Origin of the sequence: Devosia litorisediminis, assembly GCF_018334155.1 — a bacterium.
GTDB lineage: Bacteria > Pseudomonadota > Alphaproteobacteria > Rhizobiales > Devosiaceae > Devosia > Devosia litorisediminis.
On record NZ_JAGXTP010000001.1, the window covers coordinates 727,404 to 748,350 of the forward strand.

A 20,947-nucleotide genomic window follows, 5' to 3' on the forward strand; every position below is an offset into this window, starting at 1 on the left:
AGGTGGCCCCTCGCTTGTAGCGAGTGGCGGCAGTGAACGGATCGGTTTGGGCCTGGGGTTCACCGCCTCCGGGCCTTCCCCCATCAAGGGGAAGGTGCTGTCTGGCGGGAGCAGGCGGTCCAACCCATTTCGGCCCGCTTGGAGGCCGGTGATGGCAGATGGGTTTTGCTATTTCAGCTCAGCGTCAAGGGCGGTGATGAGCTGATTGATTTCAGCGGGGGTGGTGTAGTGCGTGAAGGAGAGACGCAGCACGCCGTGATTGGGTTCGATGCCCAGGGCCTGCATCAGACGCCAGGCATAGAAGTGACCACCACCGGCCATGACGCCGTGATTGGCCAGGCGGGCCGCGACGGCGGCGCCGGGTTCATCAAGCAGCAGGGCGATGGTGGGAGCGCGCAGTTCCGGATCGGCGGGGCCGATGATGCGCACCGTGTTTTTCTGGCGCAGGTAATCGAGCAGCGGGGCAGACAGGGCGACTTCCTGGGCGCGCATGGCGGCATGGGCGCGGCGGAAGGCGTTGTCGCCGGGCACGCTGTTGCCGGCAATCTCGGCGACGGTTTCGAGGTAATCGGCAATGCCCGAAGATGCGGCGATCTGGGCATGGTCAGGACCCGCCGGAGTCAGGCGATAGCGTGGCTTGGCGTCATTGAAGAAGTGGCCCTGATTGGGCAGCGCCATGGCCAGTTCGGGCCGAACGGCCATGATGCCCTGATGGGGGCCGAAAACCTTGTAGGCGGAGAAGAAATAGATATCGACGCCGAGCGCGGCCAGATCGGGCAGACCGTGGGGGGCATAGCTAACGCCATCAATGATGGTGCGCGCGCCAACGGCCTTGGCGCGGGCGGCGATCTCGGCCACCGGGTTGATTTCGCCGACGACATTGGAGCAGTGCGGCGCGGCGACGAAGCGGACTTTGGCGTCGAGCAGGGCATCAAGTGCGTCCAGCGAGAGGCGACCGGTCTGGCTGTCGACGGCCCATTCGCGCACTTCAATGCCCAGGCTGGCCAGTTTGCGCCAGGCGCCGGTATTGGCCTCGTGATCCTGATTGGTGACGATGATGGCGTCGCCGGACTGGAAATGCTCGCCGAAGGCCTTGCCCAGCACATAGGTGTTGATCGAGGAAGATGGGCCGAAATGGATCCAGTCGCTCGAGACATTGAGCGCCTGGGCGATGCGCTCGAAGCTGAGATCCATGGCTGCGCCAGCGGCCTGGGAGGCCGGGTAAAAGCCATAGGGCTGCAGCTTGGTGGCGCGATAATAGTGATCGAGCTTGGTCAGCACAGCCTGGGCGGTATAGGAGCCGCCGGCGTTCTCGAAAAAGGCCTGCCCCTGCAGGGACGGTTCGGAAAAAGCGGGGAACTGCGCGCGAATGCGGGCCGGGTCGAGAGGCAGGGAGGTCATGAGGCTGATCCAGTCGGAGTGTCCCCGATTGGTAGAGCAAGGTTTGACAAAAGCAAACCCCGGCTGTTGAGAGCCGGGGTTCGTCCACCGCTCGGGGCGCGAGGGTGGAAAGGTGCGGTGTCCGATTGCATGGCAGCTGGACATCGCGAGGCCGGCTGCACCCGCCCGAAGTGGGGCGCAGCCGATTTGGCTTAGCCGCCGTTGCGCTGGCCGCGATCACCGCCGCCGTGGCGCTGACCCTGTTCGTGCTGGCCGCCCTTGCCCATCTGGCCTTTACCCATGCCACCACGCTCGCCGCGCTGTGGGGCCAGTTCGGCCTTCTGCTCATCGGTGAGGCTGTCGAAGAAGGCGGTCATGGAAGGCTGGACAGATTCAAGCGCTGCCAGCTGAGCCGACTGGGCGGCTATGCGGTTCTGCATCATTTCGGACATGTCGGGACGCTCGGCATTTTCGCCAGTGGCAGGGGCTGCGGGGCGCAGGCCCTCGACGGCTGTCGAGAAGCTGGCAGCTGCAGCGAGCGCTTCGGTCTTGAAGGTATCAAACAGCGCCTGCTGCTCGGGGGTCATGTCGATTGCGTGGCTGAGACGGACCAGGGCGATCTCGACGCCTTCGGCACCGTGCTCAAAGCCAATCATGCCGCCGGGACCGCGCTGGCCACCCTGGCGCTGACCATCACGCTGGCGCAACTGGGCCATGTCGCCCTTGCCCTGAGCCTGCTCGGTCGCAGCAGGGGCTGCTGGTGCAGCAGCAGTCTGGGCGAAGGATGGTGCGATGGCCGAGAGGCCAACAGCGGCAGTCATCAGGGCAACGATGGCAGTGGTCTGGAGATTCTTCATAATGAGGTTTTCCTTTGCATGGGACCCGGAACGTTGTCCGGTGTGAAAGGAACCTAGCTTCTGTCACCTCTTCGGTAGATTGCGGCCATATGAACAGTTGGTCACCTTGGTAAGGTGGCCGCATTGATCAGCGGGGGCGCCAGCCGAGCAGGCGCATGGCGTTGAGGGTCACAAGGACAGTGGCGCCGGTATCGGCCAGGATGGCGGGCCACAGACCGGTAATGCCGGCAATTGTGGTGATGAGGAAGACCACCTTGAGCCCCAGCGCCACCGAAATGTTCTGCCAGATATTGGTCATGGTGGCGCGCGACAGGCCGATCATGTCGGCAATGTCGGTGACCCGGCCATGCAGGATGGCGGCGTCAGCGGTTTCCAGCGCAACGTCGGTGCCGCCGCCCATGGCAATGCCGATATCGGCAGCCGCCAGAGCCGGAGCATCGTTGATGCCATCGCCAATCTTGGCGACGATCTGACCGCTGGCCTGAAGGTCACGGACGATGGTCTGCTTGTCCTGCGGCATCAGATCGGCGCGTACGGTGATGCCCAGATCAGCCCCGATGGCAGCGGCAGTACGGGCGTTGTCGCCGGTCAACATGATGACGTCAACATTGATCTGTTTGAGGGCGTCCAAGCCCGCCCTGGCATCTGCGCGTGGCTCGTCGCGCATGGCGATGACGCCAGCGATTTCATCACCGGCCAGCAGGACGGAGACGGTTTTCCCGGCGTCGGTATAGCGGTTGATCAGCGTGTCCAGCTCGGGCGTGAAAGCGACGCGCTGGGCCGCCGCGACGGCTGAGCCGAGGAAAATTTCCTCGCCGCCAACACGGGCGGATAGCCCCTTGCCGGGAATGGCGTGGGCAGCAGCGCTGGGGGGCACGGGAACGCCGTCAGCCTTGGCGCGCGCAAGGATGGCCAGCGCCAAAGGATGGCTGGAGCCGGTTTCGAGCGCCGCGGCGAGCGAGAGGATTCTGGGCAGTGGGCGGGCGACGGGGTGGATATCGGTGACCTGGGGTTTGCCCTGGGTCAGGGTGCCCGTCTTGTCGAGGGCAACGGTGGTGATGGTGTGCAGGCGTTCGAGCACGGCGCCGCCCTTGAGCAGCAGGCCACGGCGGGCACCGGCCGATAGCGCGGCGGCGATGGCTGCCGGGGTCGAGATCACCAGCGCGCAGGGGCAGCCGATAAGCAGGATGGCCAGACCCTTATAGACCCATTCGCTCCAGGACTGTCCCAGCACCAATGGCGGGAGGGTGGCGACCAGTGCGCCAACGACCAGTACGCCGGGGGTGTAATAGCGCGAGAAATCATCGATGAAGCGGGCGGTGGGGGCTTTGGATTCCTGGGCCTCCTCGACCAGCTGGACAACGCGGGCAATGGTGTTGTCGCTGGCCGTGGCGGTGACGCGGATGTGCAGAACGGCATCGGTATTGATGGTGCCGGCAAATACCGCGTCGCCGGGCTGCTTGGTTTTGGGGACGCTCTCGCCTGTGACAGGGGCCTCGTCGATGGCGCTCTGGCCCTGGGTGATGGTGCCGTCCGCGGGGATGCGATCGCCAGGGCGGACCATGATGATGGCGTTGAGCGCCAGACTGGCGGCGGCCACTTCGGTGGTGCTGTCGCCATCGACCAGCAGGGCCGTCTTGGGGACCAGATCAGCCAGTCCCTTGATCGAGGCGCGGGCGCGGCTGGCGGCGACGCCTTCGAGCACTTCGCCAATCAGGAAGAGCAGCACCACCATGGCGGCTTCTTCGGTGGCGCCGATAATCACCGCCCCGATGGCGGCGATGGTCATCAGTGTTTCAATGGAGAAGGGACTGCCGGTCATGGCGCCGGCAATGGCGCGCCGACCGACCGGGATCAGACCGACCAGCAGTGCGAGCAGAAATGCCTCGTGCCCAATATCGGGGACGACCATGCCCACCAGCCAGGCGGCGAGCATGGCAATGCCGCAGGTCAGGGCCAGAATGGCCTTGGGGGTCTTCCACCATGGGCCGTCGCCGAGCTCGAAATGGTCATGGCCGCGGGGGTGGTCGTGACCACCAGATGCATCGCTGGCGGCGGTCGCGCCATCGGGCGCCAGGGAATAGCCAAGCGGCTTGATGGCCCGCTGGATGGCGGCAAAGGGAACGTCGTCATGGGTGACGTTGAGCGTGCCAGCGGTATAGCTGGCACCGACTTCGGAAACGCCGGGGACGCGACTGACGGCGTTTTCGATCTTGGTGGCACAGGCGCCGCAATCCATACCGCCCACGCGGTATCTGGTTCTGGTTGCCTGTGTCATGTCGTGTCCTTTCAGTCTGTTGATAGGGACAAGCTAGCTTCTATAGCCACTAGAGGAGCAAGGCCAAAAGAACAGGTATTTCGCGTCTGAATGCGAGAGCGCGCCGCCCCTTGAGGAGCGGCGCGCTGGGATTGGTTGCAGCGGCAATGCGGGAGGCTATTCGGTCGGCGTGCGCAGCTGGAAACCGGTAATGCCTACAGCAACATTAATGCCGGTCTGGCCCTGTACGCTGAGGGGCTGCAGCATGAAGCCATCGTTGGAGCCGCCAACCAGCACATTCGCACCGGCGCCCAGCCCGAGCGACACCTCAGCGCTGGCGCCGACATACTGGCCCGCCAGCGAGCCGGATGAGTAGGCGTCGGTGCTCGGCGCCAGTACCAGCCACTGGATAACTGATTCCTCGGTAAAGCCGACGTCGAGGCCGACCTTGTTGACCTTGCCGTAATAAACATCGACCGGTTCGGCGGCTTCGGAATCATAGAAGCTGCAGACGGCATCCTTTGAGGAGCCGATGATCAGGCCAATGCCACCTTCGACGGTGCATTCAAGACGGCCGATCTCGACCTTTTCCTGAGCGTGGGCGGCTGTCGAGAACAGGGCCGTGGCGGCAAGTGCTGTTGCAGTAATCAGTTTCATGTGGGTACTCCTTGGTGAACCCAACTCGGTGGGCGGCGCACAGGTTCCCCATTGGCCGCATGACAGGAGTAGCGACATGGCATTTCCCATTGGCGAGCTTTCGCGACAGACCGCTGTGAAGGTGCCCACTATTCGCTATTACGAGCAGATCGGACTGCTGCCCGAAGCACCGCGCAGCGAAGGCAATCGGCGGCTCTATGGGCAGGCAGAGGTGGAGCGGCTGCGGTTTATCCGGCATTCGCGTGAACTGGGTTTTGAGATCGAGGACATACGTGAACTGCTCAGCATGGCCGCGCAACCGCAATCGTCGTGCCATCAGGTCGACAGCATCGCCAATAACCATCTGGCAGAAATTGATCGCCGCATCGCCAGCCTGACCAAGCTCAAGGCCGAGCTGAGCCGGATGATCGATGAGTGCGGGCATGGCCGGGTATGCGATTGCCGGATCATCGAAGCGCTGGCCGATCACAGCCATTGTTTGACCGACCACTAAGGCTCAGGCGTAGGCGACCCAGCCGCGAAAGCTCAGCCCGACATAGAACAGGGTGACATCGGAAAAGCCGGCCTGACGCAGCATGGCCTCATCGTCCTCAGGCGAGAGGATGGAAAGCTTGCTGGCGAAGGTCTGTTTGGCGTCTTCCAGATTGGCCGGCGCCTTGCCGCCAAAGGCCAGGTGTCGGGCGATCCATTGCGAGCGCGCCGGCTCGGTCTGGGCAAAGCTGATATGGGCGACAATCAGGGGCGCGCCCGGCACCAACCGGCTGCGCATCGCCTGCAGCGTGGCGAGGCGCTGATCGCGCGGCACAAAGTGCAGGGTGAGCAGGCATACCGCGCCGTCGAAGGGGCCGGGCGGCGCTGTGTCGATATAGCCCTTGTGCAGCTGGATGCGGGCGGCATGCGGTTGGGTGATCTGCTCCGCCAGCCGCACCATATCGGCCGAAGGATCAACGCCGTCAAAAGTCCAGCCGGCGTGATCATCGCCCAGGGCCTTGAGCTCCAGGCCGCCGCCGGCGCCCAGGACGAGCACACGCCCCTTGGCAGGAACGCGCTCGGCCAGCAGCATGGACGTCATGCGGTGCAGCCCCTCAAAGCCCGGCACCTGTCGCGGCGGGCCTTCGACATAGGTTTGCGCGTGTGTTGCACCAAAGGCTGTGGTGGCGTTATGGGAGGTTTCGGGTTTCATGTAACTTTGTTTGTTACATATTGTGTGTGCCTGTCAAGGCCAGTGTGGCGATGCGGCCACGCACAAAAAAGGCAGCGCTCGAAAGCGCTGCCTGAAAACTCCTGGATGTCGAAAGGCGCTACTGGGCCGCGACTTCGCCGACCGGGGCAGGGGTGTGACGCGCCAGGGCGCGGATAACCTGCTTGGCGGTGATTGAGCCGATCTGCACGCCGTTCTCGTCCTGAACGCCGACCCATTCATGTTCGGCGAACAGCGGCAGCACGTCCTCGCAACGGGCGTCGCGGGGAACCAGCACGTCGCAAGGCTCGCCGGGGCCCTTGGTCATGATCGAGCGCACATGGATGGCGCGCGCCTTGTTCACTTCGCGCACGAACTCTTCGATGTGTTCATTGGCGGGACGCAGCACGATGTCTTCGGGCTTGCCTTCCTGCTGCAGGGCGCCGTCCTTGAGAACGGCGATACGATCACCGATCTTGAGGGCCTCGTCGAAATCGTGGGTGATGAACAGGATGGTCTTGCCCAGTGATTTCTGCAGCTCGATGAGCTGATCCTGCATGCCCGAACGAATGAGCGGATCAAGCGCCGAGAAAGCCTCATCCATCAGGATGATGTCGGTATCCATGGCGAGCGCACGGGCCAGGCCCACACGCTGCTGCTGGCCACCCGAGAGCTGGCGCGGCTGGCTCTGCTCATAGCCGGCCAGACCAACGGTTTCGATCCACTTGGAAGCCGTGGCGAGACGTTCTTCCTTGCCGACGCCGCGGACCTCAAGGCCATAGGCGACATTGTCGATGACCGAGCGGTGCGGCAGCAGGCCGAACTTCTGGAACACCATGGCAATCTGGGTGCGGCGGAAAGTGCGCAGCTCGTCCAGATTCATCTTCATCACGTCCACGCCATTGACGATGATCTCGCCCGCCGTGGGGTCGATCAGCCGGTTGACGTGGCGGATAAGGGTCGACTTGCCGGAACCCGACAGGCCCATGACCACGAAGATCTGGCCCTTGGCGACGTCGAGCGAGACATTGTCGAGACCGACAACGTGGTTGGTCTCGGCCTGCACTTCGGACTTGGATTTGCCGGACTGCAGCAGGGCGAGCGCCGTTTGGGGATCGTCACCAAAGATCTTGGTGACGCCGCGCATGGCGATAGCGAGTTCGGGTGTGTTGGTTGCTTCAGACATCTAGCGCGCCTCCGCCAGGCCGATACGGGCCTGCAATTGTTTGCCGAATGCCTGGGTGACACGGTCAAAGATGATGGCCAGAGCCACAATGCCCAGACCAGCGAACAGGCCGCGGCTGACTTCGAGACGACCAATGCCCTGCAGCACCTGATAGCCAAGGCCACCGGCACCAATCATGGAGGCGATCACCACCATGGACAGTGCCATCATCGTGGTCTGGTTCACGCCGGCCAGAATGGTAGGCAAGGCGAGCGGGATCTGCACGCCGAACAGACGCTGGCTTGGATTGGTACCAAAAGCGCGGCTGGCTTCCATGACGGCCGGATCAACCGAGCGCAGACCCAGATCGGTCAGGCGCACCAGAGGTGGGGAGGCATAGACGATGGTGGCGATCAGCGCCGGGATCTTGCCAGGGCCAAAGATCATCACGGTCGGGATGAGATAGACGAAGCTGGGCAGCGTCTGCATCAGATCGAGCAGCGGCGTGATGGATTTGCGCACGTTGAGCGAGCGGGACATCCACACACCCACGGGAATGGCAATGACGATGGCGGTCAGCGTGGCCGCGATCATCAGGGCCATGGTGGCCATGGCATCTTCCCAAAGCTCCATAACGCCCAGGAACATCAGGGCGAAGAAGACCACGGTTGGCAGCTGCCAGCGGCGCGTGGCGAGCCAGGCGATACCCACCAGGATCACCGTGATCAGCCACCATGGAGTGGCCAACAGCAGGTTTTCAATGGACTTGAGCAACATCAGCAGCGGGTAGGCCGCGGCCTCGAATTCATCGCCCCAATTGCGCACGACCCAGTTCAGGGCGTCGTCAATCGAGCGGCGGAGCGGCTTGGTATTTACGATTTCTGGGAACACGGCTTTTCTCTCTCGTGTGGAGGAACGGCGCGGGATGCCGGAAGGCGTAATGGACGCGTTCGGGCATCACGCGGAAAACGGCCGGGTCGTAACCCAGCCGTCAAATTACGTGATCTTAGCGAAACCTACTAGAGGCTTGCGTTGACCTTCTCGGCGACTTCAGCCGGAACCCACTTGGTCCACACGTCCTGCTTGGTGCGCAGGAAGTTTTCGGCAGTTGCCTCGGCGTCAGCCTGGTTCTCATCACCATACACCAGCAGCTCGCTGATTTCGGCGTTGGTCAGGCCGGTCTTGGAGAAGTACTCGGCAATGGCCGGTGCTTCTTCAGGCAGCCAGGCGGCAGCGCCGATGACAGCAGGCGACGATGGATAAGCGGTCTTGCCGGCTGGCTTGTCGCAATCCGCGTCGGTGTTGCAGGCATAGATGTCCTTGTCGGCGGGACCCATGTCGAGCATCACAGCGTCATACTTGCCCAGGATCGATGTTGGACCCCAGTAGTAGAACAGGATGGGTTCTTCGCGCGTGAAAGCACGGGCGATCGAGGCATCCAGTGCGCCGCCCGAACCGGGCGAGAACAGGTTCCAGGTGTCTTCCATCTCGTAGGCTTCAAACAGGGCCGAGGTCGAGATCTCGCAAGCCCAGCCTGGAGGGCAGGAATAGAGGCGGCCCTTGCTGGGCTCTTCTGGATCCTGGAAAATCTCCGGGTGATCAACCACGTCCTGCACGGTCACGAGCTCGGGGTGAGCTTCCTGCGTGTAGCCGGGGATGAACCAGCCTTCGACAGTGCCGTCGGTGATGGCCAGGGACAGTTCAACGACGACGCCGTCTTCCTTGCCCTTGTTCCAAGGCTCTTCCATGGCGCTGGTCCACAGCTCCGGCGCAACAGCCGGGGTGCCGCGAGTCATCATGGAAGAAGAGGTTGGGACGGTATCGCCAGTGACGATCTCGACGTTACAGCCGAAGCCTTCTTCGAGAATGGTGGCGTGAATGTGGGCCAAGGCAGCCGCGGACGGCCAGGTCATCTCGGCGATATCGATCGTGCGATCCGTGTCGCAAGCGACAGCATCCTGAGCAAAAGCAGGCGAAGAAGCGGCAGCCATGAGGGCAACAGCAATCGCGGCGGCAGCGCCACCGGTTTTCAGCATCATGTGGATATTCTCCATGTTATAGGCGTTGCCCAACGATAACGACCCAGTAGATGGGTGTCAAATTCGCAGTTACTTTGTATGCTGCTGTAATATCCAAGAAAATTCGGCAATCAGTCTGTTGATTTGCACTGTCTTACGTCTGTGTTGGTGTGATTTTGTCGTGCTTGCTGATGTATTTGGTCTGAACGGGGATTGCGCGGAAGAAAAAGAATTCTCAAAACTGCCGCAAGGTGCGAAATTCGCCGGAATCCCGGATGATTGCGGCAGGTTTGTGCTGCGCGATCTGCGACGGGCTAGACTTGGCAGGTGACTTGGCAGGTGACTGGCGGGCATAATGGCGCTCCAAGAGGCGGTGAAGCGTGTTGCCGATGCATCACATGCCCGCAAAGGCTGCCACATTGTTGCCACGGACTTGCGAGTCGGCGCGAGACTGTGCAAAAAGCCCGCAGTCAATTTGGACCCGGTGCAACTCCGGGTGGCTCTTCCGGCCGCCAATCCGCCGGACATACCAGTAACTACGCTCACCCCGACAGCGAGCCCGCAACAGGGCTTTGCCGTATAGAGACGTCTGGACCGTATATATGACATTTATCGAATCGTTTCGCCGTGACTGGCTTTCCAACATCCGCGGTGATGTGCTGGCCGGCATCGTCGTTGCCCTGGCACTGATCCCCGAAGCCATCGGCTTTTCTCTTATTGCCGGCGTCGACCCCAAGGTGGGGCTGTATGCCTCGTTCTCGATTGCCATGATCATTTCGATCACCGGTGGTCGTCCTGGCATGATCTCGGCGGCTACTGCCGCCACTGCCGTGCTGATGGTCAGCCTGGTGCGTGACCACGGCCTGCAATACCTGCTGGCCGCCACCATTCTGGCTGGCGTCATCCAGGTGCTGGCCGGCTATGCGCGGGTTGGCTACATCATGCGCTTCGTATCGCGCTCGGTGCTGACCGGCTTCGTGAACGCGCTGGCGATCCTGATCTTCATGGCGCAATTGCCCGAGATCGTAGGGATGCCATGGGAGACCTATGCGATGATTGCGCTGGGTCTGGCGATCATCTATCTGTTCCCGCGCATCAACAAGACCATCCCCTCGCCACTGGTGTGCATCATCGTGCTGACCATTCTGGCGGTGCTGCTCAAGATCGATGTGCGCTCGGTGGGTGATCTGGGTGAACTGCCCTCGACGCTGCCGACCTTCCTGATCCCCGATGTGCCGTATAATCTCGACACGCTGATGATCATCCTGCCCTATTCGATCGGCGTCGCCGCCGTCGGTCTGCTGGAAAGCCTGCTGACCGCATCAATCGTTGATCAGATGACCGACACCAAGAGCGACAAGAACCGCGAGTCGGTTGGTCAGGGCATTGCCAACTTCTTCACCGGCTTCCTTGGCGGCATGGCCGGTTGCGCCATGATCGGCCAGTCGGTGATCAATGTGCGTTCAGGCGGCCGCGGTCGGTTGTCGACCTTCACGGCCGGTGCGTTCCTGCTGTTCCTGCTCATGGTGCTGGGCGACTGGGTCGGGATCATTCCGATGCCGGCGCTGGTGGCGATCATGATCATGGTGTCGATCGGCACGTTCAGCTGGACCTCGCTGAATGATATGCGCAAGCATCCCCGGCGTTCGAGCCTGGTGATGGTGGCCACGGTGGTGACCGTCGTGGGCACCCATAATCTGGCGCTGGGCGTTGGCGTAGGCGTGCTGCTCTCGGGCATCTTCTTTGCCTGGAAGGTCTCACAGATCTTCCGCGTGTCGTCGCAACTGACCGCTGATGGTCGCGAACGTGACTATGTGATCGAAGGCCAGGTGTTTTTCGCCTCGGCCGAGGATTTCCTCGACGCGATGGACTTCAAGGAAGATCTGGACCGCGTGCGGATCGATGTCACCAAGGCCCATATCTGGGATCTGACAGGCGTCAATGCCGTTGACACTGCCGTGCTCAAGTTCCGCCGTGAAGGCGTGGAAGTGGAACTGGTCGGCATGAACGATGCCAGCGCCACGATCATGGACAATCTGGCCCAGCATGATGAGCCAAACGCCATGGAAAAGGTGCTGGGCCACTAGGCCCGCATCTCACCTGTCGCGCCGGTTTCGGGTCCCGCTCTGGCGGGGCCCGTTTTATTTGGCGGATGCCAGCGTTTCGAGCCGCGCGATAGCGTTGGCAATGCCGGTTTCGGCGCGGATTCGGGTGCCGAGGGCTGCCGCATTGTGGCGCATGGCTGGTGCGTCCATGGCCTGAAGAGCCGATGCGACATGTTCGGCGGTCAGACGTTTGCGGTCGAGGGGTGGCGGGCTGACGCCGAGATTGTGGAGGCGGCTGGCCCAGAAGGGTTGATCGCCGAAAAAGGGGCAGATGGTGGTGGGCTTGCCGGCGCGCAGGGCCGCTGCCGTGGTGCCTGCGCCGCCGTGGTGCATGGTGGCGCTGACATGGGCAAAGAGCCGGTCATGCGGGGCGGCATCGAGAATGTGGATGTGGTCGGGTGCCGTTGAGGCGCTGAGCGCGCCGCCACCGGTGGCGAGCAGGCCTCGCTTGCCGGCGCGGGCCAGACCGTCGATAATCGCCTTGGTAAAGCGTTCGGGATCGATGCCGGGCATGCTGCCAAAGCCGACATAGACGGGCGCGTCGCCAGCAGCGAGGAAACGCTGCAGGGCATCGGGCATAACCCAGTCGGGCGTATCGAGAAACCAGTAGCCCGAAACCAGCACGTCATCGCCCCAATCGGCAGGCTTGGGCACGACGCGGGGGCTATAGGCATAAAGGGTGGCATCGGGCCCTTTGTGCGCGGTCTTGGCGGGCAGGCCCAGAACGTCCTGTCGCCATTGGCGCTGCAACTTGCCGAACAGCACATTGGCACTTTTGGTGGCCAGCAGGTGGCTGGCCCAGTTGAGCGGCCCCAGATTGGCCACCGGAATGAGCGGGCTGGGCCAGGCGGCTGTGGGCGTGAAACCGGGTAGGGGGCAGGCCAGTACGCAGAGCACGCCGAGCTTTTCGGCCATGTGCGGCGAGGCCATGGATTTGGGATGGTGGATAATCAGATCGGGGCCGAAATCGGCAATCGCCTGACCTTCAATTTCGAGCACCTGCCTGACCAATGGCCCAACCTGGCGCAGCAGATTGATGCTGCCCGAAATGGCCTTGCCACCCAAGGCCTGCTTGCCGGCCCTGGAATCAATCAGGGCGAGGAATTCGGCGGGCAACGAAACAAAGGGAATGCCCAGTTCGGCCGCCATGGCGGAAAACTGGTCGGGCGCAACCAGTTGAACAAGGTGGCCACGCCCCTGCAGCGCCAGCGCCAGGGCGCAATAGGGCTGGACATCACCGCGGCTGCCCAAGGTCTGGATGGTGATACGCATATTGGCTCCGTCACATCCGCCGACCTGTCTGTCGGTGGGTGACATATAAGCCCTTGTCGCGCGCTGCCAATGGCCCTGGGCTAGCTGGCGATGTACTCGCGCAACTCGGCTGCCTCGCGCTCGGCCTCTTCGATCTTGTGTTTGACAACGTCGCCAATCGAGATGATGCCGATCAACTGGTCGTTTTCAATCACCGGCATATGACGGATGCGGCGCTGGGTCATGCGCTCCATGACTTCGGCGATCGGTGTGGCGGCCGTGCAGGTCACCACACCGCGCGTCATGCAGTCCATGATCGGCAGCGCCATGGCGTGGGCCGGATTGCCACCCAGACGACGCACGATATCGCGTTCGGAGAGAATGCCGGCAATGGCGCCTGCCGTGCCGGTGATGACCACTGCGCCGATATTGTTGGCGTTGAGCAGAGCCACGGCATCGGCCAGGGTGCCGGTCTCAGAAAGGGTATGCACCTGCGCACCCTTGGTTTGAAGGATAGTGTCGACAAGCATCGTTCGGTCCTCCTGTAATCAAAGTCTGGACCTGTGCGCGGCGCGGGGCAATAGGCGCTTGGTCTAAACACCTGACAAAAGAAAAGGGCCAGCGCGAGGCTGGCCCAGTCGTCAAGGTCGGGAGAAATTGGAGGTCAGCCCTCGTTGTGGCCGGGGGACCAGTAGCGCCGCACGGGCTTGCGCGCCGGGGCGTGGGCCGGGAGGGTGCCGCGCAAGGCAAATCGCGCGACTTCAAACAGCATGGCAAGGACAAGCAAGGTCAGCGGGATCATGAAAACCATGACCTGGGTATCGGGCTGGGTGGCCAGTGAGGCCGCATTTGCCGGTGAAACGCCAGCCAGAACCGCAGCAAGTGTGCCGCCGGCAATCATGGCCGCCGAGACGATGGCGTAGAGGCTGAAACTTTTTAGCTTGGGAGACGTAGCTTTTTGCATGGGATCAACGTCGTTCCTTGTCTTCGCAGTGGGCCTAATAGGCCATGTGAATGCGGTTCGAGTTTGTGTCGAATGGGGTCAGGCGCGTACCATTTGAAGGCAGAACTGTGGCAATGCAGGCTGTCGACCCCCACAAGAGGAGGCTTTAATGCGTATCTCCGTGGCTTTGGTTTTAGTGCTGGCATCGCTGATGCCCAGCGTGGCGCAAGATGACCAGGTGCCCTGGCAAAGCACGGTGACCGGCCAGATCGAGGCGTTTCGCGCCGAGGACGGTGCGGCCGCGTTGGCGCTGGCGGGTGAAGGTTTTCGGGAGCAGTTTGAAGGCCAACCAGAGGCGTTCTATGCCGCCATTGTGCTCAGCGGGTATCAGCCTGTGGTGCAGTCGCGCTCGCACAGCTTTGGCAAATTTACCCGGGTCAGTGAGACAGTGGTGGCGCAGGCGGTGCTGCTGGTCGGGCCCGATCAGGGGCTTTATGAGGCGCTCTATCAGCTGAGCAATGAGCCCGGTGAGGGCTGGCGCGTGCTTGGTGTCGCGCTGCGCAAACAGCCGGGCATCGGAATCTAGCGCATCCGCTTGCCGTCACGGCGGGCAGCCCCTATCACTGCGTCCGGGTTTTCCGGGAGGCGATAGAAATGGGTTTCTTGTCCGACGCACTGGCACGCGTGGCGCCATCGGCAACGGTGGCGATCAGCCAGAAGGCGCGTACCATGGCTCAGGAAGGGCGCGACATCATCGCGCTCTCGGCCGGGGAGCCGGATTTCGACACGCCCCAGCATGTGCGCGATGCCGCAACGGCCGCGATGAACGCAGGCAAGACGCGCTACACCAATGTCGATGGCATCCCTGAACTCAAGGAAGCGGTTGCGGCCAAGTTCCGGCGCGATAACGGGCTTGATGTGACCGCAGCGGATTGCTTCGTGTCCTCGGGCGGCAAGCAGATCATCTTCAATGCGATGCTGGCCACGCTCAATCCGGGCGATGAGGTCGTGGTGCCGGTGCCCTATTGGGTGAGCTATCCCGAAATCGTGCGGCTATGCGGCGCCGAACCAGTGTTTGCAGTGGCGGATGCCTCGACTGGGTTCAAGCTGTCGCCTGAGGCCCTGGAGGCGGCGATCACGCCCCAGACGAAATGGCTGATCCTGAACACGCCGTCCAATCCCACCGGGGCCGCCTATAGCGCGGCGGAACTCAAGGCTTTGGCTGCGGTGCTGTTGCGGCACCCGCATGTGCATATTCTGACTGACGATATCTATGAAGTGCTGGTCTATGATGGCGGCAGTTTCGCCACCATTGCGCAGGTGGAGCCCAAGCTGCAGCCGCGCACACTGACCATGAACGGGGTCTCGAAATCACACGCCATGACCGGCTGGCGTATCGGCTATTGCACGGGGCCCAAGCCATTGCTTGCGGCCATGACCAAGCTGCAGAGCCAGTCGACCACCAATCCGAGTTCGATCTCGCAATGGGCAGCAGTGGAAGCCCTGAACGGACCGCAGGGTTTTCTGGCCGAATGGCGCGACGTGTTTCAGGCACGGCGCGATCTGGTGGTGGCCGGGCTTAACGCCAATACCGGGCTCGACTGCCTGACGCCGGCGGGCGCTTTCTATGTCTTCCCCTCGTGTCAGCGCCTTTTGGGCAAGACCAGTGCGGGTGGGGCGGTGCTGGTCACGGACGAGGATTTCGTCATGGCCCTGCTCGAAGAGACTGGCGTGGCGCTTGTGCATGGCACCGCCTTTGGCTTGCCGGGGCATTTCCGGCTGAGTTATGCCGCGAGCAATGCCGAACTGGAAGAGGCGGTCAAACGCATCCAGCAGTTCTGCGCGGGGATCCACTGACCAACCGGCTAGCCCCTATTTGGAGCCCATGAAACTGAGGAAGCTGGTGGCTGAGCCACCCGCTTCGGCGAACATCTGGGTCAGCTTGGAGGTGGATTCGTAGCTGGCGACAGCGGCCTGATAGAAATCATCGCTCCAGCCGGCGGCCTGGCGCTCCTCGACGCTCATTGAGGAGAACATCGAGATGATGTTCTGGCTGAAGGCGGTTGGGTCGCTGGAATTGGCGGCATTCTGGAACCCGGCCAACAGCGCCGCGCCGCTCTTGTCGCGCAGAATGGAGGCAGCCTCGTCGGTTTCGGCTGTGGTGAACTTGCTGTCGGTGTTCAGGGCGATGGCGGACAGTGTGCGGCTGGGAAAGCCGGACATGTCGATATAGCTGCCCATTGTGGTTTTGCTGTTGAAGGTGGGCGCCTTGCCCGCCGCGATGGCATCGGCATAGAGCGCGTCGAGTGACTGCCGCGCGCTGCTGGCGACATCGGCGATGTCCTGCTGCTGCATGGCCTGGCCCGTATTGACCAGCGCCAGATAGAGCTGCACCGGATCCTGATCGCCGGTATCGGGCAGGGATTTGGGATCGCTCTGGAGCTGCTTGAGCCCCTCGGTGACGGCGGCGCGACCGGCAATCCAGTCTGCGCCAGCTTTCTCTTCGGACCCAAGGCTATCGAGATATTGCGCAGCCGCTTTGTACAGCGCGGTGAAATTGCCGGTGACCTGTGCCACGCCGGCCGGGCCAGACATGGCGTTTTCGAAGCGGCGCTGCATTTCAAGCCCGGCGGCGGCCTGGGCATCTGCATCGAAGCTGTCATCGCTGGCCATGGCGAACAGCTCGCGCTGGTTTAGGCCCGACAGGTCGATGGCCAGCTTGCCGTCTTCGAGGGGGGAGGTGCGTTCGGCCTCTTCAAGCAGACTGGCCAGCCTGGCGTGGGTGTCGGCCAGCACGGTGGCGAAGTCCTTGGTCGCCAGGGCGGCCTGGGCGGCGCTAGAGAGGGTTATGGCGGTGGCGGCCTGCTCGGTAACGCTGGGCACTACAGACGCGCTGGTGGCTGCCGCGTAGGCGCTGCTGGCCGCATTGGACTGGCTGGTGGCCAGGTTGAGATAGCTGGTGCTGGGATAGGGGGCGCTGATGGCAACCATTCTGGGCTCCTGCAATCGGTATGCGGAACACCATGCAATCCACGTGCCGAAGAAAAGGCAATTGAATCAATTGCCTTTTGACAGCCATCGGCGCCAGGGCGGCAGAAACTGCCGGTTGGCGGGCAATAATGTCTGGAATGAAAAGGCCCCGCCCGAGGGGAGGGCAGGGCCCGACGGTCATCAGCCGAAGCGTCTGACCTTGGAGGTGCGGCACCACCACGATTGCCGCAATTCTTGTGGGCTCAATATCGGCTAGCGGGCCTTGCCGCACAAACGCGCAATGGGAAGTGCTGCCATGCAGATTGACGGACGGAGCAAGGGGGTGCACGGGACAAAAAAAGGGCCCCAACCGAAGTTGGGGCCAATGATAGGGCCGAAGCCAAATCTGAAGTAGGGCCCTGCGCAAGGGAGGAGGATATGCGCCGGACCAGTGAACTAAGCTGCGGGAGGAGGATGCAGCTTTCGTTCGTGTCGCCTAAACGCGGGTCCGAGGGAGGAGGATACGGAGCGGCGTCGCCAGCGACAGGTACACATATAGATTTTGACCGACTGGTCAGCAATGCATAGGTCAGCATGTCTGCCATGCATTCTGCACAGCGACATGTTGTCAATCGCCGGGCGGCCTAGAACACGGCCAGATATTTGAGCAGCGAGATAATGCCGATCACGATCACCACGATCTGCAGGATCTGCCGCAGGCGAGCCTCGATAGGCAGGCGCTGGACGAGCCAGAGAATAAGAACGATCACCAGGAAGGTGATCAGAATGCCGACAAGAACAGATGTGCCCACGATAATCTCCAAAGCAGCGCTTGGTGCGCGAGCAGTAACGTGGCTGTGAACGCTTTGGTTGCATGGCGAGGCCGTGCCGGGCGCTGCATGCATTGGGCAATGCCGGGCGCATGGCAAAAAAAAGCCCCGTCCGAAGACGGGGTCGATGATAGGGCCGAAGCCAAATCGAAAGTGGGGCAGAGGCAAGGGAGGAGGATATGCGCTCTGCCAGTGAACCTTGATCGAGGGAGGAGGATACGATCTCGGTCCGATGTCGCGATACTTGTTCCGAGGGAGGAGGATACGGAACGCGCCTCAGCGACGCCCTCCTTATGAACTCTACCGGATTGGTCGGCAATCCAGTCTGCGTCATGTCTGCCATGCAGTTTTGCACAGGCTGGGCAAAAAAATGTGGCCCCGCTCGAGGGGAGAGCGGAGCCACATGTTTGCGGAAACGAATTCCCGCAAGGAGGGAACGCACGGGGCGCAAGGGAGGAGGAGAAGCGCCCGCGGTGCTGGGATCGATATAGGGGGATGGCGGCTGCTCAACAATCAGGCAGAGCGTATATTAGCTATGCATTGGCTGCATATTGAATTGGAAAAATCCAACCGAATCAATGCGAAAGCCCGATTTCCTGTGGCGGATCTTAGGGCGCGCTTTGTAAGCAGTGGCGCGCTTTTTAAGGCGTTTGCAGGTTCTCAATGGTTTCGGCAAGCGTGCCGAGATGCTCGATCCGGGCGTAGCGCGGCTGGTCGCGCGGTTCTTCCGCGCGCTCGTAGGACCAGGTCAGATCATGGGGCACATAGATGGCAAAGGCACCCGCAGCGAGAGCGGGCAGGATGTCGGAGCGCAGCGAATTGCCGACCATGACCGTGTGCTCGGGCCCCTCGGTGTGTTGGGCAAAAATTCGCGCATAGGTCTTGGGGCTCTTGTCCGAGACGATTTCGATGGCAGCGAAATAGTCGGCCAGACCGGAAGCCGCCAGCTTGCGCTCCTGATCGAACAGATCGCCCTTGGTCACCAGGATCAGCCGGTGGGTGCGGTGGACCTGTTCAAGCGCGGCATCGACATAGGGCAGGGTTTGAACGGGATAGCTGAGTAGTTCGCGACCCGCGGCCAGAATTTCGGCGATGACCGAACCGGGCACACGATGATCGGTCACCTTCAGCGCCGTCTCGATCATGGACAGCGTATAGCCCTTGGCGCCAAAGCCGTAGTGCTGCAGATCGCGGCTCACCGAGGCGATCAGGCGGTCGTTGAGGTCAGGCGCATCGGTGTAGTCGCGCAGCAGATCGGCAAAGCGCTGTTCGGTCAGCCGAAAATACTGCTCGTTCTGCCAGAGCGTATCGTTGGCATCGAGCGCGATGGTGGTAATGCGCGCCATGGCAGGCTGGCTAGAAGCTCCACTCGCGGGCCTTGGCGACAAGGAAGTCGCGGAAGACGCCGACGCGCTTGGAGTTCTTCAGGGCCGGGGGATAGACGAAGAACGCCTCATAGGCTGGCAGTTCGGTCTCGGCCAGCACCTGCACCAGTCCGTCTTCCTCTTCGGTGACGTAGTCGGGCAGCATGGCGATACCGATGCCGGCGCGGCAGGCCTGCATCATGCCGTAGATGGCGTTCACCTTGAGCGAGGCGCGGCGCGGGCTGGAATCAGTGCGCCCCATGCGCTCGAGGAAGTTGATGTCGCCCAGATAGGAGGGCACAGGCTCGCCAAAGCTGACAATGCGGTGTTCATCGAGCTGCTCGGCGCTGGTGGGCATGCCGAACTCTTCGATATAGCCCTTGGAGGCGTAGAAGTGGTTGTGCACGGTGAACAGCTTGCGCTGGATCATCTCGGACTGGTTGGGGCGATGCAGGCGGATGGCCACATCGGCCTCGCGCATGGCCAGATCGAGCTCGGAATCGTTGAGGCGGATTTCGAGCTGGATCAGCGGATAGAGCTTGAGGAATTCATCGAGCCGGGAGCTGAGCCAGGTCGAGCCAATACCCACCGTTGTGGTGACCACCAGCGGGCCGGTGGGCGTGTCCTGACTTTCGGACATCTGGGTTTCGACCTGCTGCAGTTCCCAGTGCATGCGATGGGCGGTGCGGAACAGCTGCTCGCCCACTTCGGTCAGCACCAGCCCGCGCGCATGGCGGATGAAGAGCTTGAGGCCCAGATCGTCTTCCAGGGCGGAGATCTGTCGGCTGACGGCCGACTGGCTCATGCCCAGCTTTTCAGCGGCGTGCGTGAAACTGCCCGACTCGGCGGCGGTGTGGAAAATCCGGAGTTTGTCCCAGTCGAGCATATCTGTTGACGCTTTCTATTTGGGTCGTCGGTCGCGCTACTCCGCCGCTTCGGCGAGTTCGTGTTCGGCCAGAAAACGTTCCGCTTCAAGAGCGGCCATGCAGCCCATGCCTGCGGCGGTGACGGCCTGACGATAGACATCGTCGGTCACATCGCCAGCGGCAAAGACGCCGGGGATATTGGTTTCGGTGGTGCCAGGCTTAACCTGGAGATAGCCACCGGGCTTCATGTCCAGCTTGCCGGCAAAGATCGAGGTCGCGGGGGCATGGCCGATGGCAATGAAAATGCCATCGATGGGCTGTTCATAAGTGGTGTTGTTGGTGCGATCGCGCAGAGTGACCGTGTTGACCGATGGCGGCATGGCCGAACCGCCGATTTCGGCGATCTCGGTATTCCAGCGCACTTCGATCTTGGGGTTCTTGAACAGGCGGTCCTGCAGGATGCGCTCGGCACGGAACTCGTCGCGGCGATGCACGACGATAACCTTGGAGGCAAAATTGGTCAGGAACAGCGCTTCTTCGACCGCGGTATTGCCGCCGCCGACCACAAGCACTTCCTTGTTGCGATAAAAGAAGCCATCGCAGGTGGCGCAGGCGGATACGCCAAAGCCCTGGAATTTCTCTTCGCTGGGCAGGCCCAGCCATTTGGCCTGGGCGCCGGTAGCGATGATGACACTGTCGGCAGTGTAAATCTCGCCATCGTGGCCGGTCAGCACGAAGGGGCGCTTGTCGAAATCAACATGGGTGATGATGTCGCTGACAAAGCGCGTGCCGACATGCTCGGCCTGGGCCTTCATCTGGTCCATCAACCAGGGGCCCTGAATGACGTCGGCAAAGCCGGGATAGTTTTCCACATCGGTGGTGATGGTCAGTTGGCCACCGGGCTGCAGGCCCTGGATCATGACGGGCTCAAGCATGGCGCGCGCAGCATAGATTGCTGCGGTGTATCCAGCCGGGCCAGACCCGATGATGACGACTTTGGCGTGCATCGTGACGCTCTCCGACAATTGGGGGTTCTCCCTCGGCCGTTACGTTAAAGGCCGAAGTCGTACTCTTTCAAGGCAAACCGTTCTCCCAACAGGCTCA

At 62.0% G+C, this 20,947-nt stretch carries 21 protein-coding genes and 1 other annotated feature; of the genes, 5 read left to right on the plus strand and 16 right to left on the minus strand.

From position 1 onward, the window contains the following. Nucleotides 1–168: 168 nt before the first annotated feature. The 4 genes from KD146_RS03460 to KD146_RS03475 all read right to left on the minus strand — a co-directional run bounded on the left by KD146_RS03460 (nt 169) and on the right by KD146_RS03475 (nt 5,151). A complete protein-coding gene (locus KD146_RS03460) occupies nt 169–1,401 on the minus strand; it encodes an aminotransferase class V-fold PLP-dependent enzyme (RefSeq protein ID WP_212657347.1) in 1,233 nt (410 codons plus the stop codon). A gap of 191 nt (nt 1,402–1,592) precedes the next feature. Next, a complete protein-coding gene (locus KD146_RS03465; RefSeq protein WP_212657348.1) occupies nt 1,593–2,237 on the minus strand; it encodes a Spy/CpxP family protein refolding chaperone in 645 nt (214 codons plus the stop codon). 127 nt (nt 2,238–2,364) lie between these two features. Next, nucleotides 2,365–4,515, minus strand: coding sequence for a heavy metal translocating P-type ATPase (locus KD146_RS03470; RefSeq protein ID WP_212657349.1), 2,151 nt, complete (start codon nt 4,513–4,515; stop codon nt 2,365–2,367). A 156-nt stretch (nt 4,516–4,671) separates the two neighbouring features. Further along, the gene (locus tag KD146_RS03475) at nt 4,672–5,151 is read right to left on the minus strand and encodes a DUF992 domain-containing protein (protein ID WP_212657350.1); all 480 of its coding nucleotides are present in this window, start codon (nt 5,149–5,151) and stop codon (nt 4,672–4,674) included. A 76-nt stretch (nt 5,152–5,227) separates the two neighbouring features. Between KD146_RS03475 and KD146_RS03480 the strand changes: the two genes are divergently transcribed. Then, a complete protein-coding gene (locus KD146_RS03480; protein ID WP_212657351.1) occupies nt 5,228–5,644 on the plus strand; it encodes a MerR family transcriptional regulator in 417 nt (138 codons plus the stop codon). Nucleotides 5,645–5,647: 3 nt separating this feature from the next. Here KD146_RS03480 and KD146_RS03485 read toward each other — a convergent pair whose 3' ends face one another. The 4 genes from KD146_RS03485 to KD146_RS03500 all read right to left on the minus strand — a co-directional run bounded on the left by KD146_RS03485 (nt 5,648) and on the right by KD146_RS03500 (nt 9,535). Beyond that, nucleotides 5,648–6,334, minus strand: coding sequence for a class I SAM-dependent methyltransferase (locus KD146_RS03485; protein WP_212657352.1), 687 nt, complete (start codon nt 6,332–6,334; stop codon nt 5,648–5,650). Nucleotides 6,335–6,452: 118 nt separating this feature from the next. After that, a complete protein-coding gene (locus KD146_RS03490) occupies nt 6,453–7,517 on the minus strand; it encodes a quaternary amine ABC transporter ATP-binding protein (RefSeq protein WP_212657353.1) in 1,065 nt (354 codons plus the stop codon). Beyond that, complete coding sequence (locus KD146_RS03495; RefSeq protein ID WP_212657354.1) at nt 7,518–8,387, minus strand: ABC transporter permease; 870 nt, start codon at nt 8,385–8,387, stop codon at nt 7,518–7,520. A gap of 128 nt (nt 8,388–8,515) precedes the next feature. Next, nucleotides 8,516–9,535, minus strand: coding sequence for an ABC transporter substrate-binding protein (locus KD146_RS03500; RefSeq protein ID WP_212657355.1), 1,020 nt, complete (start codon nt 9,533–9,535; stop codon nt 8,516–8,518). Between the two features lie 453 nt (nt 9,536–9,988). Continuing rightward, nucleotides 9,989–10,044, plus strand: a sequence feature (sul1 is cis-regulatory element that is thought to sense ions involved in sulfur or methionine metabolism; They are found in Alphaproteobacteria). A gap of 72 nt (nt 10,045–10,116) precedes the next feature. On the opposite strand from KD146_RS03500, the gene KD146_RS03505 reads away from it, so the two are divergent. Then, nucleotides 10,117–11,601 carry a SulP family inorganic anion transporter gene (locus tag KD146_RS03505; RefSeq protein ID WP_212657356.1) on the plus strand — a complete coding sequence of 495 codons (1,485 nt, stop codon included), beginning with the start codon at nt 10,117–10,119 and terminating at the stop codon, nt 11,599–11,601. Nucleotides 11,602–11,655: 54 nt separating this feature from the next. Here KD146_RS03505 and KD146_RS03510 read toward each other — a convergent pair whose 3' ends face one another. From KD146_RS03510 to KD146_RS03520, 3 genes are all read right to left on the minus strand, one after another. Continuing rightward, a complete protein-coding gene (locus KD146_RS03510; protein ID WP_212657357.1) occupies nt 11,656–12,891 on the minus strand; it encodes a glycosyltransferase in 1,236 nt (411 codons plus the stop codon). A gap of 80 nt (nt 12,892–12,971) precedes the next feature. Continuing rightward, nucleotides 12,972–13,400, minus strand: coding sequence for a CBS domain-containing protein (locus tag KD146_RS03515; protein ID WP_212657358.1), 429 nt, complete (start codon nt 13,398–13,400; stop codon nt 12,972–12,974). Between the two features lie 134 nt (nt 13,401–13,534). Continuing rightward, nucleotides 13,535–13,834: a hypothetical protein gene (locus tag KD146_RS03520; RefSeq protein WP_212657359.1), complete on the minus strand. Its 300-nt coding sequence runs from the start codon at nt 13,832–13,834 to the stop codon at nt 13,535–13,537. A gap of 148 nt (nt 13,835–13,982) precedes the next feature. Here KD146_RS03520 and KD146_RS03525 point away from each other — a divergent pair, with 148 nt between their 5' ends. Further along, complete coding sequence (locus KD146_RS03525) at nt 13,983–14,399, plus strand: DUF4864 domain-containing protein (protein WP_212657360.1); 417 nt, start codon at nt 13,983–13,985, stop codon at nt 14,397–14,399. A gap of 68 nt (nt 14,400–14,467) precedes the next feature. Beyond that, nucleotides 14,468–15,670 (plus strand): pyridoxal phosphate-dependent aminotransferase, encoded by a 1,203-nt coding sequence (locus KD146_RS03530; RefSeq protein WP_212657361.1) that lies wholly within the window; start codon nt 14,468–14,470, stop codon nt 15,668–15,670. 15 nt (nt 15,671–15,685) lie between these two features. Here the strand turns inward: KD146_RS03530 and KD146_RS03535 are convergent, their stop codons facing one another. Beyond that, on the minus strand, nt 15,686–16,804 hold the full coding sequence (locus KD146_RS03535) for a hypothetical protein (protein WP_212657362.1): 1,119 nt from the start codon (nt 16,802–16,804) through the stop codon (nt 15,686–15,688). On the opposite strand from KD146_RS03535, the gene KD146_RS03540 reads away from it, so the two are divergent. After that, nucleotides 16,794–17,060, plus strand: a complete 267-nt coding sequence (locus tag KD146_RS03540) for a hypothetical protein (RefSeq protein ID WP_212657363.1) — start codon at nt 16,794–16,796, stop codon at nt 17,058–17,060. The two genes, KD146_RS03535 and KD146_RS03540, sit on opposite strands and share 11 nt — an antisense overlap. A gap of 367 nt (nt 17,061–17,427) precedes the next feature. Here KD146_RS03540 and KD146_RS03545 read toward each other — a convergent pair whose 3' ends face one another. The 4 genes from KD146_RS03545 to trxB form a co-directional block, all read right to left on the minus strand. Continuing rightward, entirely contained in the window at nt 17,428–17,595 is a 168-nt protein-coding gene (locus tag KD146_RS03545) for a Thivi_2564 family membrane protein (RefSeq protein ID WP_212657364.1), read from the minus strand. Nucleotides 17,596–18,254: 659 nt separating this feature from the next. Continuing rightward, the gene (locus tag KD146_RS03550) at nt 18,255–18,959 is read right to left on the minus strand and encodes an HAD family hydrolase (RefSeq protein WP_212657365.1); all 705 of its coding nucleotides are present in this window, start codon (nt 18,957–18,959) and stop codon (nt 18,255–18,257) included. A gap of 10 nt (nt 18,960–18,969) precedes the next feature. Next, nucleotides 18,970–19,863 (minus strand): LysR family transcriptional regulator, encoded by an 894-nt coding sequence (locus KD146_RS03555; RefSeq protein ID WP_212657366.1) that lies wholly within the window; start codon nt 19,861–19,863, stop codon nt 18,970–18,972. Between the two features lie 36 nt (nt 19,864–19,899). Beyond that, nucleotides 19,900–20,850, minus strand: coding sequence for a thioredoxin-disulfide reductase (trxB, locus tag KD146_RS03560; RefSeq protein ID WP_212657367.1), 951 nt, complete (start codon nt 20,848–20,850; stop codon nt 19,900–19,902). Nucleotides 20,851–20,947: the final 97 nt, after the last annotated feature.

Bases quoted from the DNA above. Each gene is read 5' to 3' on its own strand.
- KD146_RS03475 (WP_212657350.1), bottom strand. From the start codon at position 5,151: ATGAAACTGATTACTGCAACAGCACTTGCCGCCACGGCCCTGTTCTCG.
- KD146_RS03515 (WP_212657358.1), bottom strand. From the start codon at position 13,400: ATGCTTGTCGACACTATCCTTCAAACCAAGGGTGCGCAGGTGCATACC.
- KD146_RS03535 (WP_212657362.1), bottom strand. From the start codon at position 16,804: ATGGTTGCCATCAGCGCCCCCTATCCCAGCACCAGCTATCTCAACCTG.
- KD146_RS03525 (WP_212657360.1), top strand. From the start codon at position 13,983: ATGCGTATCTCCGTGGCTTTGGTTTTAGTGCTGGCATCGCTGATGCCC.
- KD146_RS03505 (WP_212657356.1), top strand. From the start codon at position 10,117: ATGACATTTATCGAATCGTTTCGCCGTGACTGGCTTTCCAACATCCGC.
- trxB (WP_212657367.1), bottom strand. From the start codon at position 20,850: ATGCACGCCAAAGTCGTCATCATCGGGTCTGGCCCGGCTGGATACACC.
- KD146_RS03490 (WP_212657353.1), bottom strand. From the start codon at position 7,517: ATGTCTGAAGCAACCAACACACCCGAACTCGCTATCGCCATGCGCGGC.
- KD146_RS03550 (WP_212657365.1), bottom strand. From the start codon at position 18,959: ATGGCGCGCATTACCACCATCGCGCTCGATGCCAACGATACGCTCTGG.
- KD146_RS03465 (WP_212657348.1), bottom strand. From the start codon at position 2,237: ATGAAGAATCTCCAGACCACTGCCATCGTTGCCCTGATGACTGCCGCT.
- KD146_RS03555 (WP_212657366.1), bottom strand. From the start codon at position 19,863: ATGCTCGACTGGGACAAACTCCGGATTTTCCACACCGCCGCCGAGTCG.
- KD146_RS03485 (WP_212657352.1), bottom strand. From the start codon at position 6,334: ATGAAACCCGAAACCTCCCATAACGCCACCACAGCCTTTGGTGCAACA.
- KD146_RS03480 (WP_212657351.1), top strand. From the start codon at position 5,228: ATGGCATTTCCCATTGGCGAGCTTTCGCGACAGACCGCTGTGAAGGTG.
- KD146_RS03540 (WP_212657363.1), top strand. From the start codon at position 16,794: ATGGCAACCATTCTGGGCTCCTGCAATCGGTATGCGGAACACCATGCA.
- KD146_RS03500 (WP_212657355.1), bottom strand. From the start codon at position 9,535: ATGATGCTGAAAACCGGTGGCGCTGCCGCCGCGATTGCTGTTGCCCTC.
- KD146_RS03460 (WP_212657347.1), bottom strand. From the start codon at position 1,401: ATGACCTCCCTGCCTCTCGACCCGGCCCGCATTCGCGCGCAGTTCCCC.
- KD146_RS03530 (WP_212657361.1), top strand. From the start codon at position 14,468: ATGGGTTTCTTGTCCGACGCACTGGCACGCGTGGCGCCATCGGCAACG.
- KD146_RS03510 (WP_212657357.1), bottom strand. From the start codon at position 12,891: ATGCGTATCACCATCCAGACCTTGGGCAGCCGCGGTGATGTCCAGCCC.
- KD146_RS03520 (WP_212657359.1), bottom strand. From the start codon at position 13,834: ATGCAAAAAGCTACGTCTCCCAAGCTAAAAAGTTTCAGCCTCTACGCC.
- KD146_RS03470 (WP_212657349.1), bottom strand. From the start codon at position 4,515: ATGACACAGGCAACCAGAACCAGATACCGCGTGGGCGGTATGGATTGC.